The organism is Aliiruegeria haliotis, from assembly GCF_003003255.1.
In the GTDB taxonomy this organism is placed as follows: Bacteria; Pseudomonadota; Alphaproteobacteria; order Rhodobacterales; family Rhodobacteraceae; genus Tropicimonas; species Tropicimonas haliotis.
Map to the genome: position 1 here is coordinate 203,700 of NZ_PVTD01000004.1, position 20,466 is coordinate 224,165.

General features: G+C 64.2%; 19 protein-coding genes. 9 read left to right on the forward strand and 10 right to left on the reverse strand.

Annotation, left to right across the window (positions count from 1 at the left end):
- Positions 1-124 precede the first annotated feature (124 nt).
- From CLV78_RS12290 to rpiA, 5 genes are all read right to left on the reverse strand, one after another.
- Positions 125-319: a DUF2065 domain-containing protein gene (locus CLV78_RS12290; protein WP_106205112.1), complete on the reverse strand. Its 195-nt coding sequence runs from the start codon at positions 317-319 to the stop codon at positions 125-127.
- On the reverse strand, positions 319-1,203 hold the full coding sequence (gene hflC, locus CLV78_RS12295) for a protease modulator HflC (RefSeq protein WP_106205113.1): 885 nt from the start codon (positions 1,201-1,203) through the stop codon (positions 319-321). The genes CLV78_RS12290 and hflC overlap by 1 nt, the downstream gene beginning before the upstream one ends.
- A 1-nt stretch (position 1,204) precedes the next feature.
- Positions 1,205-2,362: an FtsH protease activity modulator HflK gene (gene hflK / locus CLV78_RS12300; protein ID WP_106205114.1), complete on the reverse strand. Its 1,158-nt coding sequence runs from the start codon at positions 2,360-2,362 to the stop codon at positions 1,205-1,207.
- A gap of 85 nt (positions 2,363-2,447) precedes the next feature.
- Positions 2,448-3,806 (reverse strand): glutathione-disulfide reductase, encoded by a 1,359-nt coding sequence (gene gor, locus CLV78_RS12305; protein ID WP_106205115.1) that lies wholly within the window; start codon positions 3,804-3,806, stop codon positions 2,448-2,450.
- Positions 3,807-4,006: 200 nt separating this feature from the next.
- The gene (gene rpiA, locus CLV78_RS12310) at positions 4,007-4,795 is read right to left on the reverse strand and encodes a ribose-5-phosphate isomerase RpiA (RefSeq protein WP_106205116.1); all 789 of its coding nucleotides are present in this window, start codon (positions 4,793-4,795) and stop codon (positions 4,007-4,009) included.
- Positions 4,796-5,028: 233 nt separating this feature from the next.
- Between rpiA and CLV78_RS12315 the strand changes: the two genes are divergently transcribed.
- On the forward strand, positions 5,029-6,402 hold the full coding sequence (locus tag CLV78_RS12315; protein ID WP_106205117.1) for an L-serine ammonia-lyase: 1,374 nt from the start codon (positions 5,029-5,031) through the stop codon (positions 6,400-6,402).
- Positions 6,403-6,461: 59 nt separating this feature from the next.
- Here CLV78_RS12315 and CLV78_RS23885 read toward each other — a convergent pair whose 3' ends face one another.
- From CLV78_RS23885 to secG, 3 genes are all read right to left on the reverse strand, one after another.
- A complete protein-coding gene (locus CLV78_RS23885) occupies positions 6,462-6,599 on the reverse strand; it encodes a hypothetical protein (RefSeq protein ID WP_158263515.1) in 138 nt (45 codons plus the stop codon).
- Positions 6,600-6,772: 173 nt separating this feature from the next.
- On the reverse strand, positions 6,773-8,416 hold the full coding sequence (locus CLV78_RS12325) for a CTP synthase (protein ID WP_106205119.1): 1,644 nt from the start codon (positions 8,414-8,416) through the stop codon (positions 6,773-6,775).
- 192 nt (positions 8,417-8,608) lie between these two features.
- Positions 8,609-8,974 carry a preprotein translocase subunit SecG gene (secG, locus tag CLV78_RS12330; protein WP_106205120.1) on the reverse strand — a complete coding sequence of 122 codons (366 nt, stop codon included), beginning with the start codon at positions 8,972-8,974 and terminating at the stop codon, positions 8,609-8,611.
- A gap of 278 nt (positions 8,975-9,252) precedes the next feature.
- Here secG and CLV78_RS12335 point away from each other — a divergent pair, with 278 nt between their 5' ends.
- Together CLV78_RS12335 and CLV78_RS12340 are read left to right on the forward strand one after the other, a co-directional pair.
- Positions 9,253-10,545: an adenylosuccinate synthase gene (locus CLV78_RS12335; RefSeq protein ID WP_106205121.1), complete on the forward strand. Its 1,293-nt coding sequence runs from the start codon at positions 9,253-9,255 to the stop codon at positions 10,543-10,545.
- A 1-nt stretch (position 10,546) separates the two neighbouring features.
- The gene (locus CLV78_RS12340) at positions 10,547-10,816 is read left to right on the forward strand and encodes a DUF2842 domain-containing protein (protein WP_106205122.1); all 270 of its coding nucleotides are present in this window, start codon (positions 10,547-10,549) and stop codon (positions 10,814-10,816) included.
- A gap of 515 nt (positions 10,817-11,331) precedes the next feature.
- Here the strand turns inward: CLV78_RS12340 and CLV78_RS12345 are convergent.
- Positions 11,332-15,303: a hypothetical protein gene (locus CLV78_RS12345; RefSeq protein WP_106205123.1), complete on the reverse strand. Its 3,972-nt coding sequence runs from the start codon at positions 15,301-15,303 to the stop codon at positions 11,332-11,334.
- A gap of 139 nt (positions 15,304-15,442) precedes the next feature.
- On the opposite strand from CLV78_RS12345, the gene CLV78_RS12350 reads away from it, so the two are divergent.
- Positions 15,443-16,135 (forward strand): thiamine diphosphokinase, encoded by a 693-nt coding sequence (locus CLV78_RS12350; protein WP_106205124.1) that lies wholly within the window; start codon positions 15,443-15,445, stop codon positions 16,133-16,135.
- Here CLV78_RS12350 and CLV78_RS12355 read toward each other — a convergent pair.
- Entirely contained in the window at positions 16,062-16,997 is a 936-nt protein-coding gene (locus tag CLV78_RS12355; RefSeq protein WP_106205125.1) for a DMT family transporter, read from the reverse strand. The two genes, CLV78_RS12350 and CLV78_RS12355, sit on opposite strands and share 74 nt — an antisense overlap.
- 319 nt (positions 16,998-17,316) lie before the next feature.
- Here CLV78_RS12355 and CLV78_RS12360 point away from each other — a divergent pair, with 319 nt between their 5' ends.
- From CLV78_RS12360 to CLV78_RS12380, 5 genes are all read left to right on the forward strand, one after another.
- A complete protein-coding gene (locus CLV78_RS12360) occupies positions 17,317-18,240 on the forward strand; it encodes a PhzF family phenazine biosynthesis protein (protein ID WP_106205126.1) in 924 nt (307 codons plus the stop codon).
- 88 nt (positions 18,241-18,328) lie between these two features.
- Positions 18,329-18,622 (forward strand): DUF1330 domain-containing protein, encoded by a 294-nt coding sequence (locus CLV78_RS12365; protein ID WP_106205127.1) that lies wholly within the window; start codon positions 18,329-18,331, stop codon positions 18,620-18,622.
- A 39-nt stretch (positions 18,623-18,661) separates the two neighbouring features.
- Entirely contained in the window at positions 18,662-19,159 is a 498-nt protein-coding gene (locus tag CLV78_RS12370; RefSeq protein ID WP_245925021.1) for a tellurite resistance TerB family protein, read from the forward strand.
- A 28-nt stretch (positions 19,160-19,187) separates the two neighbouring features.
- Positions 19,188-19,628 carry a tellurite resistance TerB family protein gene (locus CLV78_RS12375; protein WP_106205128.1) on the forward strand — a complete coding sequence of 147 codons (441 nt, stop codon included), beginning with the start codon at positions 19,188-19,190 and terminating at the stop codon, positions 19,626-19,628.
- Positions 19,628-20,392, forward strand: a complete 765-nt coding sequence (locus tag CLV78_RS12380; protein ID WP_106205129.1) for a phosphate/phosphite/phosphonate ABC transporter substrate-binding protein — start codon at positions 19,628-19,630, stop codon at positions 20,390-20,392. The genes CLV78_RS12375 and CLV78_RS12380 overlap by 1 nt, the downstream gene beginning before the upstream one ends.
- Positions 20,393-20,466: the final 74 nt, after the last annotated feature.

Consider the following 20,466-nt stretch of genomic DNA (forward strand, 5'->3'; position numbering starts at 1 on the left):
TTCATCGCCGCCGGAGGAGCAACTCAAAGTGCCGTCGCGCCGCGTCACGAGCGTGTGACGGTCATGTGAGAAACGGCAAACGACAGCCGGGCGAAAACTAGGCTTCGATGTCAGTTAGAGTGTCTCAAGCAGAAAGCCAGTTCGCAACCCAAAGAAACAGTGCGCCTGAGGTTATCGCCAGAAGGCCGACGAGCCGGCGGGTCTCCACCGGCATCTGGCGCAGCATCTCGAGGATCTCGTCGATACGCGAAGGGGCCAGTGCAAGCACCAGCCCCTCGACAATAAATACAAGGCCAAGGGCCAAGAGGATGGTTCCCATCACTCCGGGGTCGTCCCCATGGAGCCGCCGAAGTACTCGAAGAACTCGCTGTCGGGCGCGATGACCATGGAGGAATTGCTACCCTTTAGAGATTCTTCGTAGGCCGAGAGCGACCGGTAGAACTCGAAGAAGTCCCGGTCGGCGGCGTAGGCGCCGGCGTAGATCGCGTTGCGTTCGGCGTCTGCCTCACCTCGAACGATCTCGGCTTCCTTGTTCGCCTGCGAGACAAGCTCCACCACGGTCCGATCGGCCTGCGCGCGAACACGCTGCGCCGCCTCGTTACCGCGCGCAATCTCGTCTGCGGCTTCCCGCTCCCGCTCTGCACGCATACGCTCGAATGTGGCATTCAGGTTCTGATCCGGCAGGTTGGTTTGCTTCAGACGCACGTCGACCACATTGAGGCCAAGCGCACGCGCCTCGCTCTGAGCCTGGTCACGGATACGGTTCATGAGCCCCCGGCGATCCTCAGACAGAATCGTATCGGACGTCACCTGGTCGGCACCGAGCACTTCCCGGATCTGGGCGTTCAGGATCGAGCTCAGGCGGGTTTCGGCGGCGGGCAGTCCGCCAACGCCGACGGCCTGCCGGAACCGAACCACGTCCTCGATCCGGTAGCGCGCGAAGGCGTCCACGACGAGACGGCGATCATCCGAAGGCGTGACCTCGATCGTATCCGTGTCCAGCGCCAGGATCCTGTCATCATAGTAGACGACGTCCTGGATCAGCGGGATCTTGAACGCCAAGCCCGGGTCTTCCTTGACCCGCTTGATCTGGCCGAACTGAAGGACCAGCGCCTTCTCACGCTCGTCCACGATGAAGATCGAGGCCAGCAGCGCGGCCACGACGACAATGCCAATTGGCAGAAGATAGGTTGCGCGCTTCATCTCAGTTGCTCTCCTCGGTGGTCTTGCGGAGTTCGTTCAGCGGCAGATACGGCACGACGCCCTGCCCCGAGCCCTCGCCGCCGGTCTCGCCAAGGATCACCTTGTCGACATCGCCGAGCACCTTCTCCATCGTTTCGAGGTAGAGACGCTTGCGGGTTACCTCCGGCGCCTTCTTGTACTCTTCCAGAACGGCGGTGAAGCGGCTCGCATCACCCTCCGCCTCGTTCACGACCTGGGCACGATACCCTTCGGCCACTTCAAGGACCTGTGCCGCCTCACCCCGGGCGCCTGCAAGCACGCGGTTGGCGTAAGCGTCGGCCTGACGTTCCAGCCGGTCACGTTCCTGCTCCGCGGCCTGCACTTCGCGGAACGCGTCGATCACGTCGCGCGGCGGGTCGGCCTTGTCGAGGTTCACACGAACGATGTTGATGCCCGAGTCGTAGGTATCCAACGTGCCCTGGATGGAGGTCTTCGCGGTTTCGGCGATCAGGCCACGATCCCGGTTCAGGATCGGCGCCAGTTCGGAGGCCGCGATGATCTCCCGCATGGCCGATTCGGACACCGCACGCACCGTGTCGCGCCCATCCCGCAGGTTGAACAGGAACTTGGCCGGGTCGATGATGTTCCAGACCACCTGGAAATCGATATCGACGATGTTCGCGTCGGTCGTCAGCATCAAGCCGGAATCCCCGCGCGATGAAAAATCTTCGCCGATGTCTTCCGTCCGTTCCGAGGTCACGTTGACCACTTCGGCCGTGACGAACGGCCATGGGGCGAAGTTCAGACCGGGCTGACCGGTTGATGAAAACTCACCAAGGAACAACTCGACCGACTGTTCTTCCGGTTTCACGGTGTAGAAGGACGCCAGTCCCCAGAGCACGACCGCTGCGCCCAGGCCGAGCAGCACGGTGCCGCGCGTCAGGTGAAAGCCGTCGCCACCGCCGCCGCCACTTCCGTTGGAAGGCCCGCGTGTACCGCCGCCCCGGCCACCCATCAGAACGCGAAGCTGCTCCTGACCCTTCTTCACGATCTCGTCGATCTCGGGGATCTGCTTGCCGTCATCGCCGGGGCGTTTGCCGCCACCGTTGTTGCCGCGGTTCCCGCCATTTTGGCCGCCGCCGGAGCCGCCGCCCCAGGGTCCGCCACCATGTCCTGCCATGAAATCTCTTCCCTCTCGATTCTCGCCGGATGCTACCACCCCAAATGGTTGCCCGCGCGCCTTTTTCAAGCGCAGGCCGCCCCATCTAGGCAGTGCGCACCGGTGTCTTCAATGTCACCAGCTCTTCCGACATGGTCGGGTGAACGGCAACGGTTCTGTCGAAATCTTCCTTCGTGGCGCCCATCTTGACCGCCACGCCGGCCAACTGGATCATCTCTCCGGCGTGATCGGCAACGATATGCACGCCCAGCACCTTGCGAGTGTCGGCGCAGACGATCAGCTTCATCAGCACCCGGTCTTCACGGTCGATGAAACTCTTGTGCATTGGCCGGAAAGCCGTCGAATAGACCTCGATCGGGCCAGCGTCGCGGGCCTCCTCCTCGGTCATGCCGACCGTGCCATACTCGGGCTGTGTGAACACGGCCGAGGGGATCAACTCGTGATCCACCGGCGTCGGGTTGCCCTTGAACACGGTCTCAACGAAGGCCATTCCCTCCCGGATCGCCACCGGGGTGAGTTGCACACGGTTGGTCACGTCGCCAATGGCATAGATCGAGGGCACGGATGTCTGGCTGTAGTCGTTCACCATGACCTCGCCACGGCGCCCGATGTCAACACCGGCCTCTTCCAGGCCAAGGCCGGACGTGTTGGGCGTGCGCCCGACCGCAAAGAGCACCTGGTCGACGACATGCGTGTCGCCGGTCGTGGCCGTGACCTCTATCCCGTCGGGGACCTTGCGCATTCTCTGGATGTTCGTGCCACAGTGGATCTCCACCCCGTGGCGGATCATGTGCTCCGCGATATGCCCGCGTGCCTCGTCGTCGAAGCCCCGCAGGATCTGGGCGCCGCGATAGAACTGCGTCACCTTCGTCCCGAGGCCATTGAAGATGCAGGCCATCTCGCAGGCAATGTACCCACCGCCGATGACAAGGAGGCGCTTGGGCAGCTCATCGAGGTGAAACACCTCGTTGGAACTGATACCCAGATCCTCGTTCTCGACGCCGGGCATGGAAGGCCAGCCACCGGTTGCGATGAGGATGTGTTTCGCGGTTCGGGTTGTGCCATCAGCAAGCCGAACGGTATGGGGATCGGCCAGCGTGGCCCGCTGCGGGAAGACCTCGACGCCAGAGTTTTCCAGCAGCCGGTTGTAGCTTCCCTCCAGCCGGTCCAGCTCTCCTTCCAACCGGGTGCGGAACTTCGGCCAGTCGAAACCGCCGATCGTCACGTCCCAACCGTAGTCGATGGCCTCATGCATGCCCTCGGCGTATTCGGATGCAAAAACCATCAACTTCTTGGGCACACAGCCCCGGATCACGCAGGTGCCGCCCATGCGGCTCTCCTCGGCCAGTCCGACCTTCGCGCCTGTCTCTCCGGCTGCCACACGGGCCGCCCGAACGCCGCCGGAGCCGCCGCCGATGACAAAGAGGTCGAAATCGAAATCCATGGAGCATCCCCCGTTTGGTATTGCCCGTTTGGTATTGAATGTGTCCTAGCGCGCCTCGCAGCGCGCCGCCAGTCCCAGATAGGTGGCACAGGCACAGGATGGGAGGTCGTGGCCTGCCGCGTTCGCGTGAGCGGCCCTCGATGCCGGTTCGGCGACCGCCACGCCTGCGATCGGCCAACGCCCCGCTTGCGAACGCCCCGTCAGGCCTCGGGTCCGGCGAAGATATTGTCCCCGTCGAGGATGTCGATCTGTTCGTCGGCCACTGTACCGGCGTTGATGTCGCGCAATTCTACCGCCCCGTCGCTGTGGCCAACGATGACTACGTCACAGATATCGATGAACAGCCCGTTCTCGACCACGCCTGGGATCTGGTTCAACACCAGGCTGAGCTGGCGCGGGTTGCCGATACGGTTGAGGTGCAGATCGAGGACATAGTTGCCCTCGTCGGTGATGAAGGGCACGTCGTCATTCATCCGAAGCGTGGACTCGCGGCCCATCACATCCATGTTGACCAGCGTTTCCTCGATCAGCGCCTGAGTGGTCTGCCAGCCGAAGGGGACGGTTTCCACGGGAAGCGGGAAGGCCCCAAGCGCCCTCACTTCCTTGGCCGCGTCGGCAATCACCACCATCCGGTCGGAGGCGGTGGCCACGATTTTCTCCTGCAAGGCGGCACCACCGCCACCCTTGATCAGGTTCAGGTTCGAGTCGAACTCGTCGGCCCCGTCAATGGTGACATCCAGCCACTTCACTTCGTCGAGGGACGCCACGCGAATACCCAGTTGGCGGGCGAGATCCGCAGTCCGCGACGATGTCGGGACACCGATGATATCCAGCCCCTCGGCCTGGACCCGTTCGCCGAGGCAACGCACCATCCAGGCGGCCGTAGAGCCGGTTCCGAGCCCCACGCGCATGCCGCTTTCGACGTAATCGCAGGAACGACGTGCGGCCACGAACTTGGCGCGGTCGATCGGGGAGAGTTCGGTGGTCATTCTGGGGTCTCCGGCTGGTTTGTGGACTTATAGGAAGAAATCCCGGGCGCTGCGAGCGGTTTTCGGAGCCGGGACCAAAGCCAACACGACCTGCCCGCGCGCTGTGCGATTTGCGGGTCTCACGGTCGCCGCGGAGGCGTAGAGCAAGCGCCTTTGGCACCGAAAAGGTCGCAATCGGGCTGTCCGCCAGACAGCGCAACCGCTATCGGGAAGGGGTCAGCCATGGAGTGGGCATGTTTCTGAGCGTCTTCGACATCTTCAAGGTGGGCATCGGACCATCGTCCTCGCATACCGTGGGGCCGATGGTGGCGGCGGCACGGTTCCTTGACCTGTTGCGGCAATCGCCCTTCCACGCCCACGGGCTCCGGGCATCGCTGCATGGCTCCCTCGCTTTCACCGGCGTCGGGCACGCCACGGATCGTGCCGTTATCCTGGGCCTGGCGGGGTTCACACCGGACCGCTACGTCGCAGAAGAAGCGGATGCCGCGCTGGCAACGATTACCCGGGACCGGCTCGTCGCGCCGGAGGGCCTGGGCGAGATGCGTTTCGACCCGGAGGCGGACCTGCTGTTCGACTACGGCCCTGCGCTTGCCGGCCATGCAAACGGGCTGATCCTGATGGCGACCGATGCGCAGGGGGACGTGATCCTGCGAGAGACCTATTACTCCATCGGCGGTGGTTTCGTCGTCACCGAGGCGGAACTCGGTCACGACACCCCACCGGAGGAAGCTCGGGCCGTCCCCTACCCTTTCAAGAGTGCCGCGCAGATGCTGGAGATGGCGAAGGCCTCCGGCAAGAGCATCGCGGAAATGAAACGCGCCAACGAAATCGCCTACCACGGCCACGACGGGCTGGACGCCGGCATCGCGCGGCTGTGGCAGGTGATGTCGGAGTGCATTGACCGGGGGTTGACGGGCGAGGGCATTCTGCCCGGCGGCCTGAACGTGCGCCGCAGAGCCCCGGCGATCCATGCCGCACTGATTGACGAACGCGGACTGAACCTCGGTGCGCCTCATTCGATCAACGACTGGATGAGCGCCTATGCGATGGCGGTGAACGAGGAGAATGCCGCAGGTGGCCAGGTGGTCACTGCACCGACCAATGGCGCGGCGGGTGTGACGCCGGCGGTGATCAAGTACTGGCTGACCCATGTGCCAAGCGCCACGATCACGCGACTGCCGGATTTCATGCTGACAGCGGCGGCGATTGGCGGGTTGATCAAGGTGAATGCGTCGATCTCCGGCGCCGAAGCCGGGTGCCAGGCTGAGGTCGGCAGCGCGTCCGCCATGGCAGCTGCGGGGCTTGCGGCGGTGCTGGGCGGCACTCCGGAACAGGTGGAAAACGCCGCGGAGATCGCGCTCGAACACCACCTCGGCATGACCTGCGACCCGGTGAAGGGCTTGGTGCAAGTTCCCTGCATCGAACGCAACGGGCTCGGTGCGATCAAGGCCGTGAGTGCCGCCTCGCTGGCGTTGCGCGGCGATGGCCACCATTTTGTGCCTCTGGATGCCTGTATCGAGACGATGCGGCAGACCGGGCAGGACATGTCCGACAAGTACAAGGAAACTGCCCTCGGCGGGCTGGCCGTAAACGTCCCCAACTGCTGAAGCGCCACACCCGGGAGGCGCCCCTGGGGCGCCGACCGAGCCGGCCCGATCCCTCAGCCCTATTTGCTCAACTCGATGCCGGCAAAACCATCTGCGGCGACCAGACCACTTTCGGCCATGTCCCGGACGATGTCACGCGTCAAGGACATGGAGAAGCCGTGTCTGGGCAGAAGCACGTCGGCTTCAGCCATGGTCATCTTGCAACCGTTCTCCCGGATCAGTTGCAACAGCAGATTCGCGTTCGGCTCCGCCATTGCAACACTGGGCAAACGAGGGAAGGTCGCGAGGGGCGTACGAAGGGAAACCACACAATGTCTCCTGTAGCCATGGCGCACAGGAGTGTCCGAATTCCCCTTTGATATCAATCCAGTCAGACCAGCCGGCTGTTCTCCTTGGCCGCGCGGATGAAATCACGGAACAGCGGATGCGGCTCGAACGGCTTGGATTTCAGCTCCGGGTGGAACTGGACACCGATGAACCACGGGTGATCGGCGACTTCGACGATCTCCGGCAGGCGTCCATCCGGGGACATGCCCGAGAAGGTCAGCCCCTTCTCCTCCAGCTTGTCCCGGTACTTGATGTCGACCTCGTAGCGGTGCCGGTGGCGCTCGTCGATGGCGGTGGTTCCATAAATCCCGGCGACCTTGCTGCCCTCCTTGAGCACCGCATCGTAGGCTCCGAGCCGCATGGTGCCGCCCTTGTCGTCATCCACCTTCCGTTCGACCTTGGCGTTGCCCTGCACCCATTCCTTCAGGTGGTAGACCACCGGGGTGAAGCGCTTCTTTCCAGCCTCGTGATCGAATTCCTCGGAGCCAGCATCCTGAAGGTCGGTCAGGTGCCGCGCGGCTTCGATCACCGCCATCTGCATTCCGAGACAGATGCCGAGATAGGGCACATTTCGCGTCCGTGCGAACTCTGCCGCCTTGATCTTGCCCTCCGTGCCGCGTTCGCCGAAACCGCCGGGAACGATGATCGCGTGGAACCGCTCCAGATGCGGCGCCGCGTCTTCATTCTCGAAGATCTCCGCGTCGATCCACTCCGCCTTCACCTTCACCCGATTGGCCATGCCGCCATGGGTCAGGGCCTCTGCGATGGATTTGTAGGCGTCCTCCAGTTGCGTGTACTTGCCGACGATCGCCACGCGAACGAGTCCGTCGGAATTGTGCACGCGGTCCGACACATCCTCCCACCGCGCCAGGTTCGGGCGCGGCGCCGGCGAGATCCCGAAGGCATCCAGAACCGCCTGGTCGAGCCCCTCGCGATGATAGGCCAACGGTGCATCGTAGATGGAGCTGAGGTCCTGCGCGGCGATCACCGCCTCCTTGCGGACGTTGCAGAAAAGCGCCAGCTTGTCGCGCTCCTTCTGCGGGATCGGCCCCTCCGAGCGGCAGACCAGCAGGTCGGGCGCCAGACCAATCGACCGCAATTCCTTCACGGAGTGTTGGGTCGGCTTCGTCTTCAGCTCGCCGGAGGCCTTGATGTAGGGCAGAAGCGTCAGATGCATGAAAATGCACTGGCCGCGTGCCTTGTCCTGCGAAAACTGGCGGATTGCCTCGAAGAACGGCAGACCTTCGATATCGCCGACCGTTCCACCAATCTCGCACAGCATGAAATCGACCTCGTCCTCGCCGATGGAGATGAAGTCCTTGATCTCGTTGGTGACGTGCGGGATCACCTGGATCGTCTTGCCAAGGTAGTCGCCACGGCGTTCCTTCTCCAGCACATTGGAGTAGATCCGGCCGCTGGACACGGAATCCGTCTTGCGCGCCGCGACCCCGGTAAAGCGCTCGTAATGCCCGAGATCGAGGTCGGTTTCCGCACCATCATCGGTGACAAAGACCTCTCCGTGCTCGAACGGGCTCATGGTGCCCGGATCGACGTTCAGGTAGGGGTCGAGCTTGCGCAGGCGCACACTGAAACCGCGCGCTTGCAACAGCGCTCCGAGGGCGGCCGAAGCAAGCCCCTTGCCCAAGGACGACACGACGCCGCCCGTGATGAAGATGAACCGTGCCATAGGTGGCCGACCCCCGTGATATTGGCAATTTCCGAACGCGCGGAATCACCGATTGAAGCAGCTGACAGGTGCGTAAATTTCACACCATCACGGGACTCATAGCTTAGAGCATTCGCCGCGATGGGGCAACAGCACCGCTAGATGATGTTGCCGAATTCTCGGGATAGGCAACGCCTTGTGGCGCCGCACCCATCAATCCGCGGCTTGCGGCACCAACGGCTCGCTGCCAACCGGCGCGGGCGGCAGAAGCTCGTTGCTGTCCGGTGTCACCGGCGCAGGAGCCTCGACCGGGTCAGGCGTGTCCGCGATGCGGTCTACGACCGACCCGTCGGAGGAGTTCGCCGCCGCCAGGATCGTCAGCGTGATCGACGTGCAGATGAAGCCGATGGCAAACAGCCATGTCAGCTTGCCCAGAGCGGTTGCGGCCGCGCGGCCCGACATCACGCCGCCTGCGGCCGAGCCCATGCCAAGGCCGCCGCCCTCGTTGCGTTGCAACAGGACGATGCCTATCAGGCACAGGGCCAGAATCAGGTGGATAATCAGGATGACGTTTTCCATGCGGGGCGCCTCGAATTCGGATGGGCGGTATCTAATGGGAAGCCCCGCGCCCCGCAACCCCGAACCTGCGCCAGCGTGCGGCACCTCCTGATCGGCTGAAACAACTGCCCGGAAAAGGGTGCGACTGGCGCTCATGTCACGGTCCCGGCTCCGCGCGCGCGCATCGCGGGCAACACCCGCTGTCCAATTTGCCGCATACGGCGACGAATTGCGTGTTTCCCCGTCTCGACAAGGCCGCTATACGGTGCCGGGTTTCCCGGTCAGCCAAGGAGATGGAAATGGCCAATGTTGTCGTTGTCGGCGCCCAGTGGGGTGACGAAGGAAAAGGCAAGATCGTCGATTGGCTCTCCGAGCGCGCCGATATCATCGCGCGCTTCCAGGGCGGTCACAACGCCGGCCATACACTTGTTATCGACGGCGAGGTCTTCAAATTGTCGCTCCTGCCCTCCGGCATCGTGCGCAAGGGCAAGATCTCGGTGATCGGCAACGGCGTGGTGCTGGACCCCTGGGCGCTCGTGAGCGAGATCGAGAAACTTGCGAAACAGGGCGTTGAGATCACCCCCGACAACCTGATGATCGCGGAGAACACCCCACTCATCCTGCCGCTGCACGGTGAGCTTGACCGTGGACGCGAGTCACAGAACTCGGTCGCCAAGATCGGCACCACCGGCCGTGGCATCGGCCCGGCCTACGAAGACAAGGTGGGGCGCCGGGTGATCCGTGTCGCCGACCTTGCCGACGAAGCAACGCTTCAAACCCGCGTCGGGCGCCTGCTGGTCCACCACGATGCCCTTCGCCGCGGGCTCGGCCTGCCTCCGGTCGACGCCGACAAACTGCTGGCCGATCTGCGCGAGATCGCCCCGAAGGTTCTTCCCTTCGCAAAACCGGTCTGGCGTGAGATGAACACCGCCCGCAAGGCTGGAAAGCGGATCTTGTTCGAAGGCGCACAGGGCTCCCTGCTGGACGTCGATTTCGGCACCTATCCCTTCGTGACCTCCTCCACGACAATCTCTGGCTCGGCCGCATCAGGCACGGGCATGGGGCCGGGCTCGATCGATTTCGTGCTTGGCATTGTGAAGGCCTACACCACCCGGGTTGGCGAAGGCCCCTTTGCCTGTGAGCTTTTCGACGAGGTTGGCGAGCATCTCGCGACCGTCGGCCACGAGAAGGGCACCGTCACCGGCCGCTCGCGCCGCTGCGGCTGGTTCGATGCAGTTCTGGTGCGGCAGACCTGCGCGCTTTCGGGTGTCAACGGCATCGCCTTGACCAAGATGGATGTGCTGGACGGCCTCAAGGAACTCAAGATCTGCGTCGGCTACGAACTGGACGGAGAGACGCTGGACTACCTGCCTACCGCAGCCGACCAGCAGGCCCGGGTGACCCCCATCTACGAGACCATGGAAGGCTGGAGCGAGAGCACGGCCGGCGCCCGGTCGTGGGCCGAACTGCCCGGCGCGGCGGTCAAGTATGTCCGGCGGATCGAAGAGTTGATCGACTGCCCGGTCGCACTACTCTCCACCTCTCCCGAAAGAGAGGACACCATCCTTGTCACCGACCCATTCGCGGACTGATATGGCCCTGAGTTACAAGGCCCGGCGGCGCTGGTCGCTTTTTATCCTCGTGATCGGCATGCCGGCCTACATCGTGCTTGCCGTCACCGTTGTGAACTGGCTTGAACGCCCGCCGATCCTGGTGGAACTGCTTGTCTACGTGGTGCTCGGCATCGCCTGGATTCTGCCGTTCCGTTTCATCTTCCTCGGGATCGGCAAGCCGGATCCCGAGGAAGACGCGCCAGAGGATGGGGGCGCAGACGAGTCGGACGGCGAACCGCGCGACCGCTAGTTTGAAAACCGGGCTGGCGGCACCTACCCGCAGGATTCCGCTGCCCTTCCGATCCGCCACAGAATACCTCTATTGTGCCTGTGGTGTAGCCGGTTCGGAACGATCTACCGCCGCCCGAGCCATTACAGTGGGTGTGCTGCGGAATCTGGGCCTGCCAAGCAGAATCCGGAGCCTGTATCGGGTCTCGGAAAGAAAGCTCTCCCCCTGCGAACCGACAAACCGGACAACTCCCCCATGTCAGCTCCGGAGTAGCTTTCCAATCCCGCAGGCCAGCATCTATTGCCAGCCACGACACGGCAACAAGGTCCGGCGCGCGTCCGTCGCCAGCCCGTTCATCGCATGAAACGTGTTCGCGCCGGAAGCGCCTGCCGCACTGCGACAATTGGATTGCGAGCAGAGTGGCGCCGCTCGTGGGTCAGTCCAAGCGCACCGGGATTCACCCAAAAAATAACTGGGCAGGGCGCCTTTCGACGACCCTGCCCGGTACTCGTTACGACCGGTGTGGCAGCGGCGCTCTATCGCGCGGCGCTGCGCGTCTCCGGCGTATAACGGGAGTTTTGAGAAAGCGTGAATTGCCCCCGATCCAGTTTCTGGATCTTGCCCTGGCGCAGCAACTGGCCGAAGGTCCTCAGGCTGTCTTCCCGCCGCAGTTCGCCTTGACCGTCGAGCCTGCGCACGACGTCCATGATCTGCGGATGCGAGAAATGCGGCCGGCCTTCCACGTAGGACGTATATGCGGCGGCGCATTCCAGCAACTCCTCGAGCCCGTTTGCGCCCATACGCTCGGTGAACTCGTCAAATGTGGTGCTGTCGGCGAAGATCCCGGCAGCTTCAGCGTCGTCGGACACCATCTTCCGCGGGGCTTCCTCCTCCTGAACCGGGACGTCCAGTGCAGGAGCCGGGACGGCACTCGGGGTGGCGCTCTCGGCGCTGTCCTGGGCAAGGCGGCCGGTGGTGACACGGCGCGGACGCACGGGGCTGGCCGGCCTTGCAGGCTTGACCTCTTCCGCGACCTCAGGCGCCTCTTCCTCGCCGTCCACGCGCTGCTCTGACACGAGCATCAGCGGCGCCACACGGGGGCGGGCCGGAGTTGCGCTCGGGCGTTGGGACCGTGGGCGACCACCACTGGCAACGGGACGACGCGGGCGAACAGGCGTTTCGACGTCGGCCTGGGCCACTTCTTCCTGCGTGGTCGCCTCACCGGCGGGAACACTCGGTTCCTCCGTGGCGCGCAACGGCGTCGGGCTGGCGGCGTCTTCGACAACGGTATCCTCGACCGATGCCTCCTCCGACGCCTGCTCGTCCTCCGCAGCTTTGCCTTGGAGTTGATGCGGGCGAACAACCTTGGCGAGGTCATCCCGGTAGGGATCCTGTTCGTCGGCATCCGCATCGAGCGATTTCGGACCCTCGGCCTTTGTCGCGGCGACAGCAGCCTTCAGGTGCTCGATCGCAGAGCGACGGCGACGCTGCTCGGGGCCGTCCATCTTGGAATTGGCCTCGTCCATCAGGCGAGCGACCTGCGTATCCTCGGCGTCGGTCTGTTCCAGCACACGGGCACGACGTTCAGCCGCCGCTTCCACCCGCGCCTGCTCCGCGGAGGCTTCGGCAAGGCGCGCGACCGCATCGGCCACCTCAGCATCGACACTGCTGTCGCTCTCCTCCTCGGCGGGCAGATCCACGGCACCCTCCGCCACATCACCTTCATCGGCGAAAAGGCGAGCCACGGCAACGTCGGCGTCCGCGTCCAAGGCCGGTTCGGCGTCCACTTCGATGCTGTTCTCAAGAACGAGGACATCTTCACGTGGGGCTTCAAGCTCCTCCGCCGACGCTTCTGTTTCAACCTCCGAAAGCGTGTCGGTCACTGCTCCGTGGGCCGCGAAGTCCAGGCGGGACAGTTCCGCCTCGATCTCGTCGATCGCGTCTTCTTCCGAGGTGTCTGCTTCGGCAACCGTATTGGAGACTTCCATGTCATCGGAAGAGAGATCGTTGGCGAGGTCGCCTGCGATTGCCTCCCAGGCCGCTTCTGCCTGATCCAGCGCATGGGCGGCTGCATCCCGTGCGTCATCTGCCGGCTCCGGATCGTTCTCCAGCGCGTCGGCGTCCGACATTGCCGCGGCAAGCTCTGCATCAAGCTGGGCCTCCGGGGTGGTGTGGGCCGGAACCTCTTCGACACCCTTCTCGTCGGCCTCAGCTGTGGTGGCGAGCGCATCGGCCAGCGCGGCTTCTGCTTCGTCATCTTCCGAACGGGAAGCGGCAACGGCGGAGGTGTCGACCGCGTCGGTGGCCATTTCACGCTCGACCGCGGCAAGCTCTGCCATGAGGTCGGCTTCCGCCTCCGCAGAAAGGCCGGTTTCCTCTGCGTCCTGGACGTCCGCATCGGCAACGACGTCCGCCGTGATCTCTTCGATCTCTTCGGGAGCGTCCTCGGCAACCGGTTCTGCGGGGGTGGCTTCAACCACACCTTCGGCAGCCGGTTCAGTTATGTCCGATCCGAGGTCTTCGGCCGTTTCGACCGGAGCTTCTTCGTGGACCTCCGCGACGTCCTCGGGCTCTTCCTTCGCGCTGGAACCGCCACCGAGGGCCGCGCGCAGCGACGCCATCAGCGAGGTCTTCCGAACCCGGATGATCCGCGCCTTGGGGGCCTTTTCCTCTTCGTCAGAATCGGCGCGGGGTGTCTCCTCGACCTCGGCATCGACGTCCTCGGCCTCCGCTTCAACCTCCGCCGCAACCTCGATCGGTGCATCTTCGGTCTCAGCCGTATCGTCCTGATCCGAAGCCGCTTCGGTGGCCGGATCCTCATCGGACGTATCGTCCTGCGCCATGGCGCCAACGACCCCGGCAACTGCAGCGACGGTCGCGGCGGTGGCCATCGCGTCGGCGGCAGTACCATCGTCTTCGTCGGCCTGTCCTGCGTCGCTCTCCGGTTCCGAAACCTCTTCGGCAAAGGCCGGTGTCGGCTCCTCCCGGGCGGTTTCCAGCGTGGTCAGCACATCTTCCATGGACACGCTGCCATATGCACCATCGTTCGCGACATCCGGCTCCTGGATCGGCGCGTCAGATCCGGTGGCCTCCGTCACGTCGGCAAGCGCCGGAGCGGATTCCAGGGTTGCCGCGACCTCGTCGATCTCGCCAAAGGGTGTGGCGAACGTGTCGGCAACCGGTTCTTCCATTTCGGCGACCGGTTCTTCCGTGTCGGCAACCGGTTCTTCCATTTCGGCGACCGCGTCCGGCATCGATTGCTCGAGCGGCGCGAAATCGTCCTCGGCAAGTACCGGTTCCAGCTCTGCGGCAGGCAAGTCTGTCTCAGGTGTGATTTCGGAGAAGGAGGCCGGCGTATCCAAGAACGGTTCTTCAGCCGGTTCTTCAACTGGCGCGGAATCTTCTTCGAACGAAGTGACCGCAGCTTCGGCCGCCGGCATCTCCGGGTCCGGCACAAACTCGTCCAGAGGGGCAGGCGCGTCGGCCATCGACTCGTCGGCCGAGGCGAATTCATCTTCGTACGGCGCGTCGGAAAGCTCCGCAGCCGGGGCCTCGGGCGTCGGCACGAAGTCGTCAAGCGGAGCCGGTGCGTCCTGCACTGCATCGGCGGCCGCGACGAAATCGTCCTCGAAAGGCTCGTCGGCAAATTCAGCAGCCAACGCGTCTTGCTCCGGCGCGATGTCCGTCGGGGCGGGGGCGTCCTGCATCGAGGCAGGCTCGTCCTCGCCGGAGTCCGTGGTCGCTGTGGCAACCGGGGCTTCGGGGTCTATTGCGTTTTCGGCGAAAGGCGCCGGCGCGACAGGGGCGATTTCTTCTGCCGGCGTATCGATTGCATCCGGCTCGGCCTGAGCGGATTGGGAGACCACGGCACGAATGCGGGCGAGCTTGGCCGCAATGCTCTCGCTCGGCGCTTCATGGGAGCGTGCGGTGCGGATGCCGTCCGGTGTCGACTCGGACTCGGCAGCTTCAGGCGTTTCGGCAACTGCGGGCGTTTCGACGACTTCGGGCATTTCGTCGGCAGCGGGGCTGGCATCCGCCTGCGAGTCGATGTCCTGTGCCGGGATCGGAGCCGGATCCGAAACGGTGACGGGCGCGGTCTCGGTGCTGGGGGCCGGAGACTCGAAGGGCGCGTCAACAAGCTCCGGTTCTGCTGCGAACTCGGGCTCGGCTTCGGGTGTGGCGGCGTCCACGCTGGCCGGCACCTCGGTGGGCACGGATGCGGCCTCGGGCGCACCAGTATCCGGGGCGATCGCGTCGGCTGCCTTCAGGGTGATCCCCTGCTCGCTGACCCGCGCCTCTACCCGGCGGTGGATTTCCTTTTCGACGATTCGCTGAAGCATCTCTGCGTCGGGCGTCGGCGGCTCAGCTCCGAAATAGCGGTCGTCTGCAGCCAGATCACGGAAATACTCAGCGATCGCCTTCATCGTGCCGAAGGAATCGTCGAACCCCTCGAGTGTGCACGAGAATGTCCCGTAGGAGACGGTAAGAATCTTGTTCGAGCCAACCATAACTTGCTCACCTATTCCTTTCCCAGCGTCACCCGGTTTACCACGCATTGGTTCCGGAATGAGAACGACTAGAAGAAATTAAGGGTATCATTTCCGGGCAAGAATGTGGTCATCCTGTGGAAAACGGAACAGTGGCCGGATGGAAGATATCATTGTCCGCCGATCGAGCGGAATAACGTTGCTGGGCGGAGGCAAGGTCCGGCCCGATGAACTCACCGAATCCCTGAAGCATTGCCCTTTCCTCGTTGCGGCGGACGGCGGGGCGACGTTCGCGGTGAGTATGGGGCACATCCCGGAGGCCGTCGTCGGCGACATGGATTCCCTGCCCGACGAGGTCGCCGCGGCAATACCCGCAGACAGGATTCACGCAATCGCCGAGCAGGACAGCACCGATTTCGACAAGGCTCTGCGCTCCATCTCGGCGCCGCTCGTGCTCGGGGTCGGCTTCCTTGGAGGCAGGGTGGATCACCAGTTGGCGAACCTGAATGTTCTGGTGCGCCGAGCGGAGACGGCGTGCATCCTGCTCGGGCGCCGCGACGTGATCTTCGCCGCACCCCGGCGGCTGCGCCTGGATCTGCAGGGCGGCTCCCGTGTGTCGCTGTTTCCGATGTCACCGGTGCAGGGGCGTTCAAAAGGCCTGCAATGGCCCATCGACGGGCTGGAGATGGCACCGGGCGCGCGTATCGGGACCTCGAACAGGGTCTGCGAAGGACATTCCGGCCCGGTCGACATGAAGTTCGACGGCCCCGGAATGCTGGTCATCCTGCCGAGGGCGGCACTCCGGCAGGCGATTTCGGCACTGGTACCGCTCTCTGGCGACGTTCACGGTTGATGATGTAGAGGCCCGCCGCCATCACGACCACGATTCCGATGAAAGCCATGCCGTCGGGAAACTCGGAGAAGATCAGCCAGCCGAAGAGAGCCGCGAAGGGGATCTCAAGGTATTGCATCGGCGCGAGAGTGGACGCCGGAGCGAACCGCAAGGACCACGTCATCAGCAGATGCGCCAGCGTGCCCAGCAGGCCAAGCGCCACCAGCAACCCGATCTCCGCCATGCCGGGCTCGACCGGGTCGAACTCCGCCAGCCCGCTGCCCTCGGCCAGAGCCACGAGCGGGAACAACAGCACCGTGCCCATTACCCCGTTGATGGCCTGCATGGCGACCGGGTCGATCTCTCGCGCGATCTGGCGCGTCACCAGCATGAAAAGGGCGAAGATCACGGCCACGCCAAGCGGCAGGGTGGCCGCCCAGCCGACAGCAAGAAAAGAGGGCTGCATCACCATCATCGTTCCCGTGAACCCGACAAGGCACGCCGCCAGACGCCGGGCACCCACCGCCTCGTGCAGGACGAAACGGCCAAGGAGCAGCATGATGAACGGCATGACATAGGCAATGGCGATCGCGTCGGCCAACGGCAGGTGACGCAGCGCCAGGATCATCACCCAGATACCGGAAATGTGCAGGAGGGTTCGCCAGAGCAGCAGCCAGAACTGGCGGCGCGTCAAGCGGATCGGTTGCCCAGAGCGCCGCACCAGGGGCCACAGCAGGATGGCCTGGAACGCGAACCGGATCAGGACGATCTGACCAAGCGGTATCGTTCCCGAGAGGATCTTTGCAATTGCGTCGCCGAGCGGCGCGAGCGCGCAAAAGCCCAGCATGAGGGCGACACCAAGGAGGGGACGATCATCTGACATGGTTCGGACACGTGAGGGCAAGGAACCGGGCAAAGTGGCGCGGCGATGCAACCTTTGATCATTGCACAGCCCCTTTGTCGACCCGTGCCGGGGGCCGGGCGCCTCGGCGTGGCGGCATTCGCGATGCAAGTTGACGGCTTTCGCGCCCACCGGGTTGTGGCGGACGGCATGTTTCGCACCAGTTTCGGCCTCCACCTGCAACGCGAGCGTCTAGCCTCGTGCCACGGACAGCGATGGCGACCCGCGCATAGCCCGCGATTGATCCCGGCGGCTGCACCGGTCAGACTGAGCCGGACGCCCCCTTGCCGGACAGACACCAATGATCACTCCCCTGCGGTTTCACACGCTCGACGTTTTCACCGACACGCCCTACGCCGGAAATCCGCTCGCGGTGGTCCTCGATGCAGAGGACCTCGACACCACGCAGATGCAGACCATTGCGCGTGAGTTCAATCTTTCCGAGACGATCTTCGTGATGCCGCCACAAGATCCGGCCAACACCGCCCGCGTGCGTATCTTCTTTCCCACTGCCGAGATACCCTTCGCAGGGCATCCGACCCTCGGGTGTGCGGCGTTGCTGGCGGGGCTGCGCAACGGGGCGGGTGACTTCGAGGACCGGATCGTGCTGGAAGAGGAAGCCGGCCTCGTCCCGGTCTCCGTCCGCCGCGAGGGAACGACCCTTCGCGGAGAGTTCGTGGCCCCGGTTATTCCCTTTTCCCACGACCGTGAGATCGAGGCGGACCTGTTGGCGAAGGCGCTTGATCTTCCCGAGGATGCCCTCGGGTTCGGCGCCCATAGCGCTGGCGTGTTCGAAGGCGGTCCGGCGTTCCTCTACGCCCCTGTTCGCGACCTGGATGCGCTGGGACGGTCGCGCCCGGTCGAACCGCACTGGTCGGCCCTGATGGCGGCAAGCGGAGTGGATTCGGCCTACCTCTACACATCCGACGGAGATGTCGGATACCGGGCGCGAATGTACTCCCCCACTGCGGGCATCCCGGAGGACCCGGCAACCGGCTCCGCCTCCGCAATCCTCGCCGCTCAACTTCTTGCCGCCGGCGCGCTCGGCGAGGGCGAGAATGCGGTTGCGTTGACCCAGGGCGTCGAAATGGGCCGGGAGAGTCACATCACCCTGACGGCCTGCGTCCGCGATGGCTCCTTGCGAGAAGTCCGGATCGGCGGCAGTGCCTTGCGCATGAACGAGGGCGAACTGACGCCGCCCCCGCGACCGAAGGTATCTCCATGAGACAGAATCGCCGCTAACCCACATGCGCGAAAGGGCGTAGTCTGACATTGCCAGAACCATCTGGCGGAGACTGCCAGGGAGGTATGCGATGCAGAAGGGCTATTGGATCGCGCATGTCGATGTTCACGATCCGGAGGTCTTCGAGGCCTACAAGAAGGCGAATGCAAGACCATTCGCCCGTTATGGTGCCCGGTTCCTTGTCCGTGGAGGCCAGTACGACGTGCGCGAGGGGGAACTGCATCCGCGCACCGTCGTGGTCGAATTTCCCACATTCGCCGATGCCCTCGCCTGCTACGACGACCCGGAGTACCAGGCGGCCAAGGCCATCCGCGACCCCATTGCGCGGGGCGATCTGGTCATCGTCGAGGGCTATGGCAACTAGGGCGTCCTGGGCAATCCTGCAACGCCGCCGCGACAGCGGGTGTCGGGGCTTGATGTGCGCTGCCCCACCATTCATACCCGGATCATGTTCACTGACTTGCTCAACCGCCTCTTCGGATCCGATCCGACACCGCTGCCGGAACTGGACGGCCGGCACGCGCTGGCCGGACTTCTGGTACGCACTGCCAAGACCGACGGGTTCTACCAGGTAGAGGAAATCCGCCGGATCGACCGGATCCTGGCCGCGACCTACGGCCTGAACCCGGTGGAGGCCGCAAAGCTGCGCGCCGAAAGCGAAAGACTTGAGGCACAGGCCCCCGAGGACGGTCGTTTTGCCAGTGCCGTATGCGAGCGGCTGGATCGGGAGCACCGCGAGGCCGTCCTCACGGCAATGTGGCGCGTTGCTCTGGCCGACGGGGTGGAGAAGCTCGAAGAAGAAGCCTATCTGAACCGGGCCGGCGAGCGACTGGGCCTCGACGAAGACGCCACGCTGCGTGCCCGCAAAGCCGCCGAGACAGCGGACCCGTTGAACTACTGACCCCGCCGCAATCGCCAGAAGGTGCCTGATGTTTGCCGACCTCCTCAAACGCCTGACCCAATCCGAGCCGGAGCAATTGCCGGATCCCGACGCCCGCCTTGCCCTGACCGCCTTGCTGGTGCGGATCGCCCGGTCCGATGAGAACTACTCACCCGAGGAAGTGGCGCGGATCGATCGCATCATCGCCCGCCGCTATGCCCTGTCACCCTTCGAGACCGCCCACCTGCGCACCCAGGCAGAGAAATTCGAAGCCGAAGCCCCCGACACGGTCCGCTTCACCCGTGCGATCAAGGACGCCGTGCCCTACGACGACCGGACCGGCGTGATCGAGGCGCTCTGGGGCGTGGTGCTTGCCGATGGTGTCCGTGACGAGGAGGAAGACGCGCTGGTACGGCTGGTCTCCAACCTGCTCGGGGTGAATGACCGCGACAGCGCACTCTGCCGTCAGCGCGTGGAGGCGGAAGGCTGATGATCGCCGCGTTGCCGATGTATGATCACCCGGGCGTCCGGGCGGAGCGGGATGTGGTCTGGGCCTGCATCCGCGACCAGCTACGCGCCCGTGGGGTCGATGCCCCCGAAACCCTGCATCGCGCTGACGACCTCTGGGAGCAATGGCGCAGCCCGGACCTGCTGCTGGGCCAGACCTGCGGCCTCCCGTTTCGATTGGAGTTCAACCGCACGCAAACACTTGTGGGGTCGATCGACTACGGGCTGCCGGATACCCCTCCGGGGCACTATCACTCGCTTTTTGTCGTGCGACGGAGCGATCCGCGCGATCGGCTGGAAGATTTCGACGGTGCGGTGCTGGCCTACAATGAGGCGGTGTCCCAATCCGGTTGGGGCAACGCGATCACGGCGCCGGTCCGGTTCACCGTGGGGCCAATGACCGGGAGCCATCGCGACAGCACCCTTGCCGTCGCCCGCGGTGACGCCGAGATCGCCGCCATCGACGCGATCAGCTATCGCCTGATCCGTGCCCACACCGACTTCGCCGACACCCTTAAAGTCGTCGGCCGCAGCCCAAGCACCCCCGGAATGGCCCTGATCACGGCGTTCCCGGATCTCGTGCAGACCTTGCGCAACGCGATCACAGAGGGAATCGCGGCCATGCCCCAAAACGCGCGCGAGGCTCTCGGTGTGCGCGGGCTGACCGTGATTTCGGCCGCTGACTACATGTCCGTTCCAATTCCGCCTAGCCCGGAGGCATATGCCGCGGAAATGGTGCCAGGATAGGACGTCACGTAGGGGCACCATGCCTTTCCGCGTTGCATTCGCCTCATTTTTGCGCCCTACTTCGCTACCGATAC

Bases quoted from the DNA above. Each gene is read 5' to 3' on its own strand.
- CLV78_RS12290 (WP_106205112.1), bottom strand. From the start codon at position 319: ATGGGAACCATCCTCTTGGCCCTTGGCCTTGTATTTATTGTCGAGGGG.
- hflC (WP_106205113.1), bottom strand. From the start codon at position 1,203: ATGAAGCGCGCAACCTATCTTCTGCCAATTGGCATTGTCGTCGTGGCC.
- hflK (WP_106205114.1), bottom strand. From the start codon at position 2,362: ATGGCAGGACATGGTGGCGGACCCTGGGGCGGCGGCTCCGGCGGCGGC.
- gor (WP_106205115.1), bottom strand. From the start codon at position 3,806: ATGGATTTCGATTTCGACCTCTTTGTCATCGGCGGCGGCTCCGGCGGC.
- rpiA (WP_106205116.1), bottom strand. From the start codon at position 4,795: ATGACCACCGAACTCTCCCCGATCGACCGCGCCAAGTTCGTGGCCGCA.
- CLV78_RS12315 (WP_106205117.1), top strand. From the start codon at position 5,029: ATGTTTCTGAGCGTCTTCGACATCTTCAAGGTGGGCATCGGACCATCG.
- CLV78_RS23885 (WP_158263515.1), bottom strand. From the start codon at position 6,599: ATGACCATGGCTGAAGCCGACGTGCTTCTGCCCAGACACGGCTTCTCC.
- CLV78_RS12325 (WP_106205119.1), bottom strand. From the start codon at position 8,416: ATGGCACGGTTCATCTTCATCACGGGCGGCGTCGTGTCGTCCTTGGGC.
- secG (WP_106205120.1), bottom strand. From the start codon at position 8,974: ATGGAAAACGTCATCCTGATTATCCACCTGATTCTGGCCCTGTGCCTG.
- CLV78_RS12335 (WP_106205121.1), top strand. From the start codon at position 9,253: ATGGCCAATGTTGTCGTTGTCGGCGCCCAGTGGGGTGACGAAGGAAAA.
- CLV78_RS12340 (WP_106205122.1), top strand. From the start codon at position 10,547: ATGGCCCTGAGTTACAAGGCCCGGCGGCGCTGGTCGCTTTTTATCCTC.
- CLV78_RS12345 (WP_106205123.1), bottom strand. From the start codon at position 15,303: ATGGTTGGCTCGAACAAGATTCTTACCGTCTCCTACGGGACATTCTCG.
- CLV78_RS12350 (WP_106205124.1), top strand. From the start codon at position 15,443: ATGGAAGATATCATTGTCCGCCGATCGAGCGGAATAACGTTGCTGGGC.
- CLV78_RS12355 (WP_106205125.1), bottom strand. From the start codon at position 16,997: ATGTCAGATGATCGTCCCCTCCTTGGTGTCGCCCTCATGCTGGGCTTT.
- CLV78_RS12360 (WP_106205126.1), top strand. From the start codon at position 17,317: ATGATCACTCCCCTGCGGTTTCACACGCTCGACGTTTTCACCGACACG.
- CLV78_RS12365 (WP_106205127.1), top strand. From the start codon at position 18,329: ATGCAGAAGGGCTATTGGATCGCGCATGTCGATGTTCACGATCCGGAG.
- CLV78_RS12375 (WP_106205128.1), top strand. From the start codon at position 19,188: ATGTTTGCCGACCTCCTCAAACGCCTGACCCAATCCGAGCCGGAGCAA.
- CLV78_RS12380 (WP_106205129.1), top strand. From the start codon at position 19,628: ATGATCGCCGCGTTGCCGATGTATGATCACCCGGGCGTCCGGGCGGAG.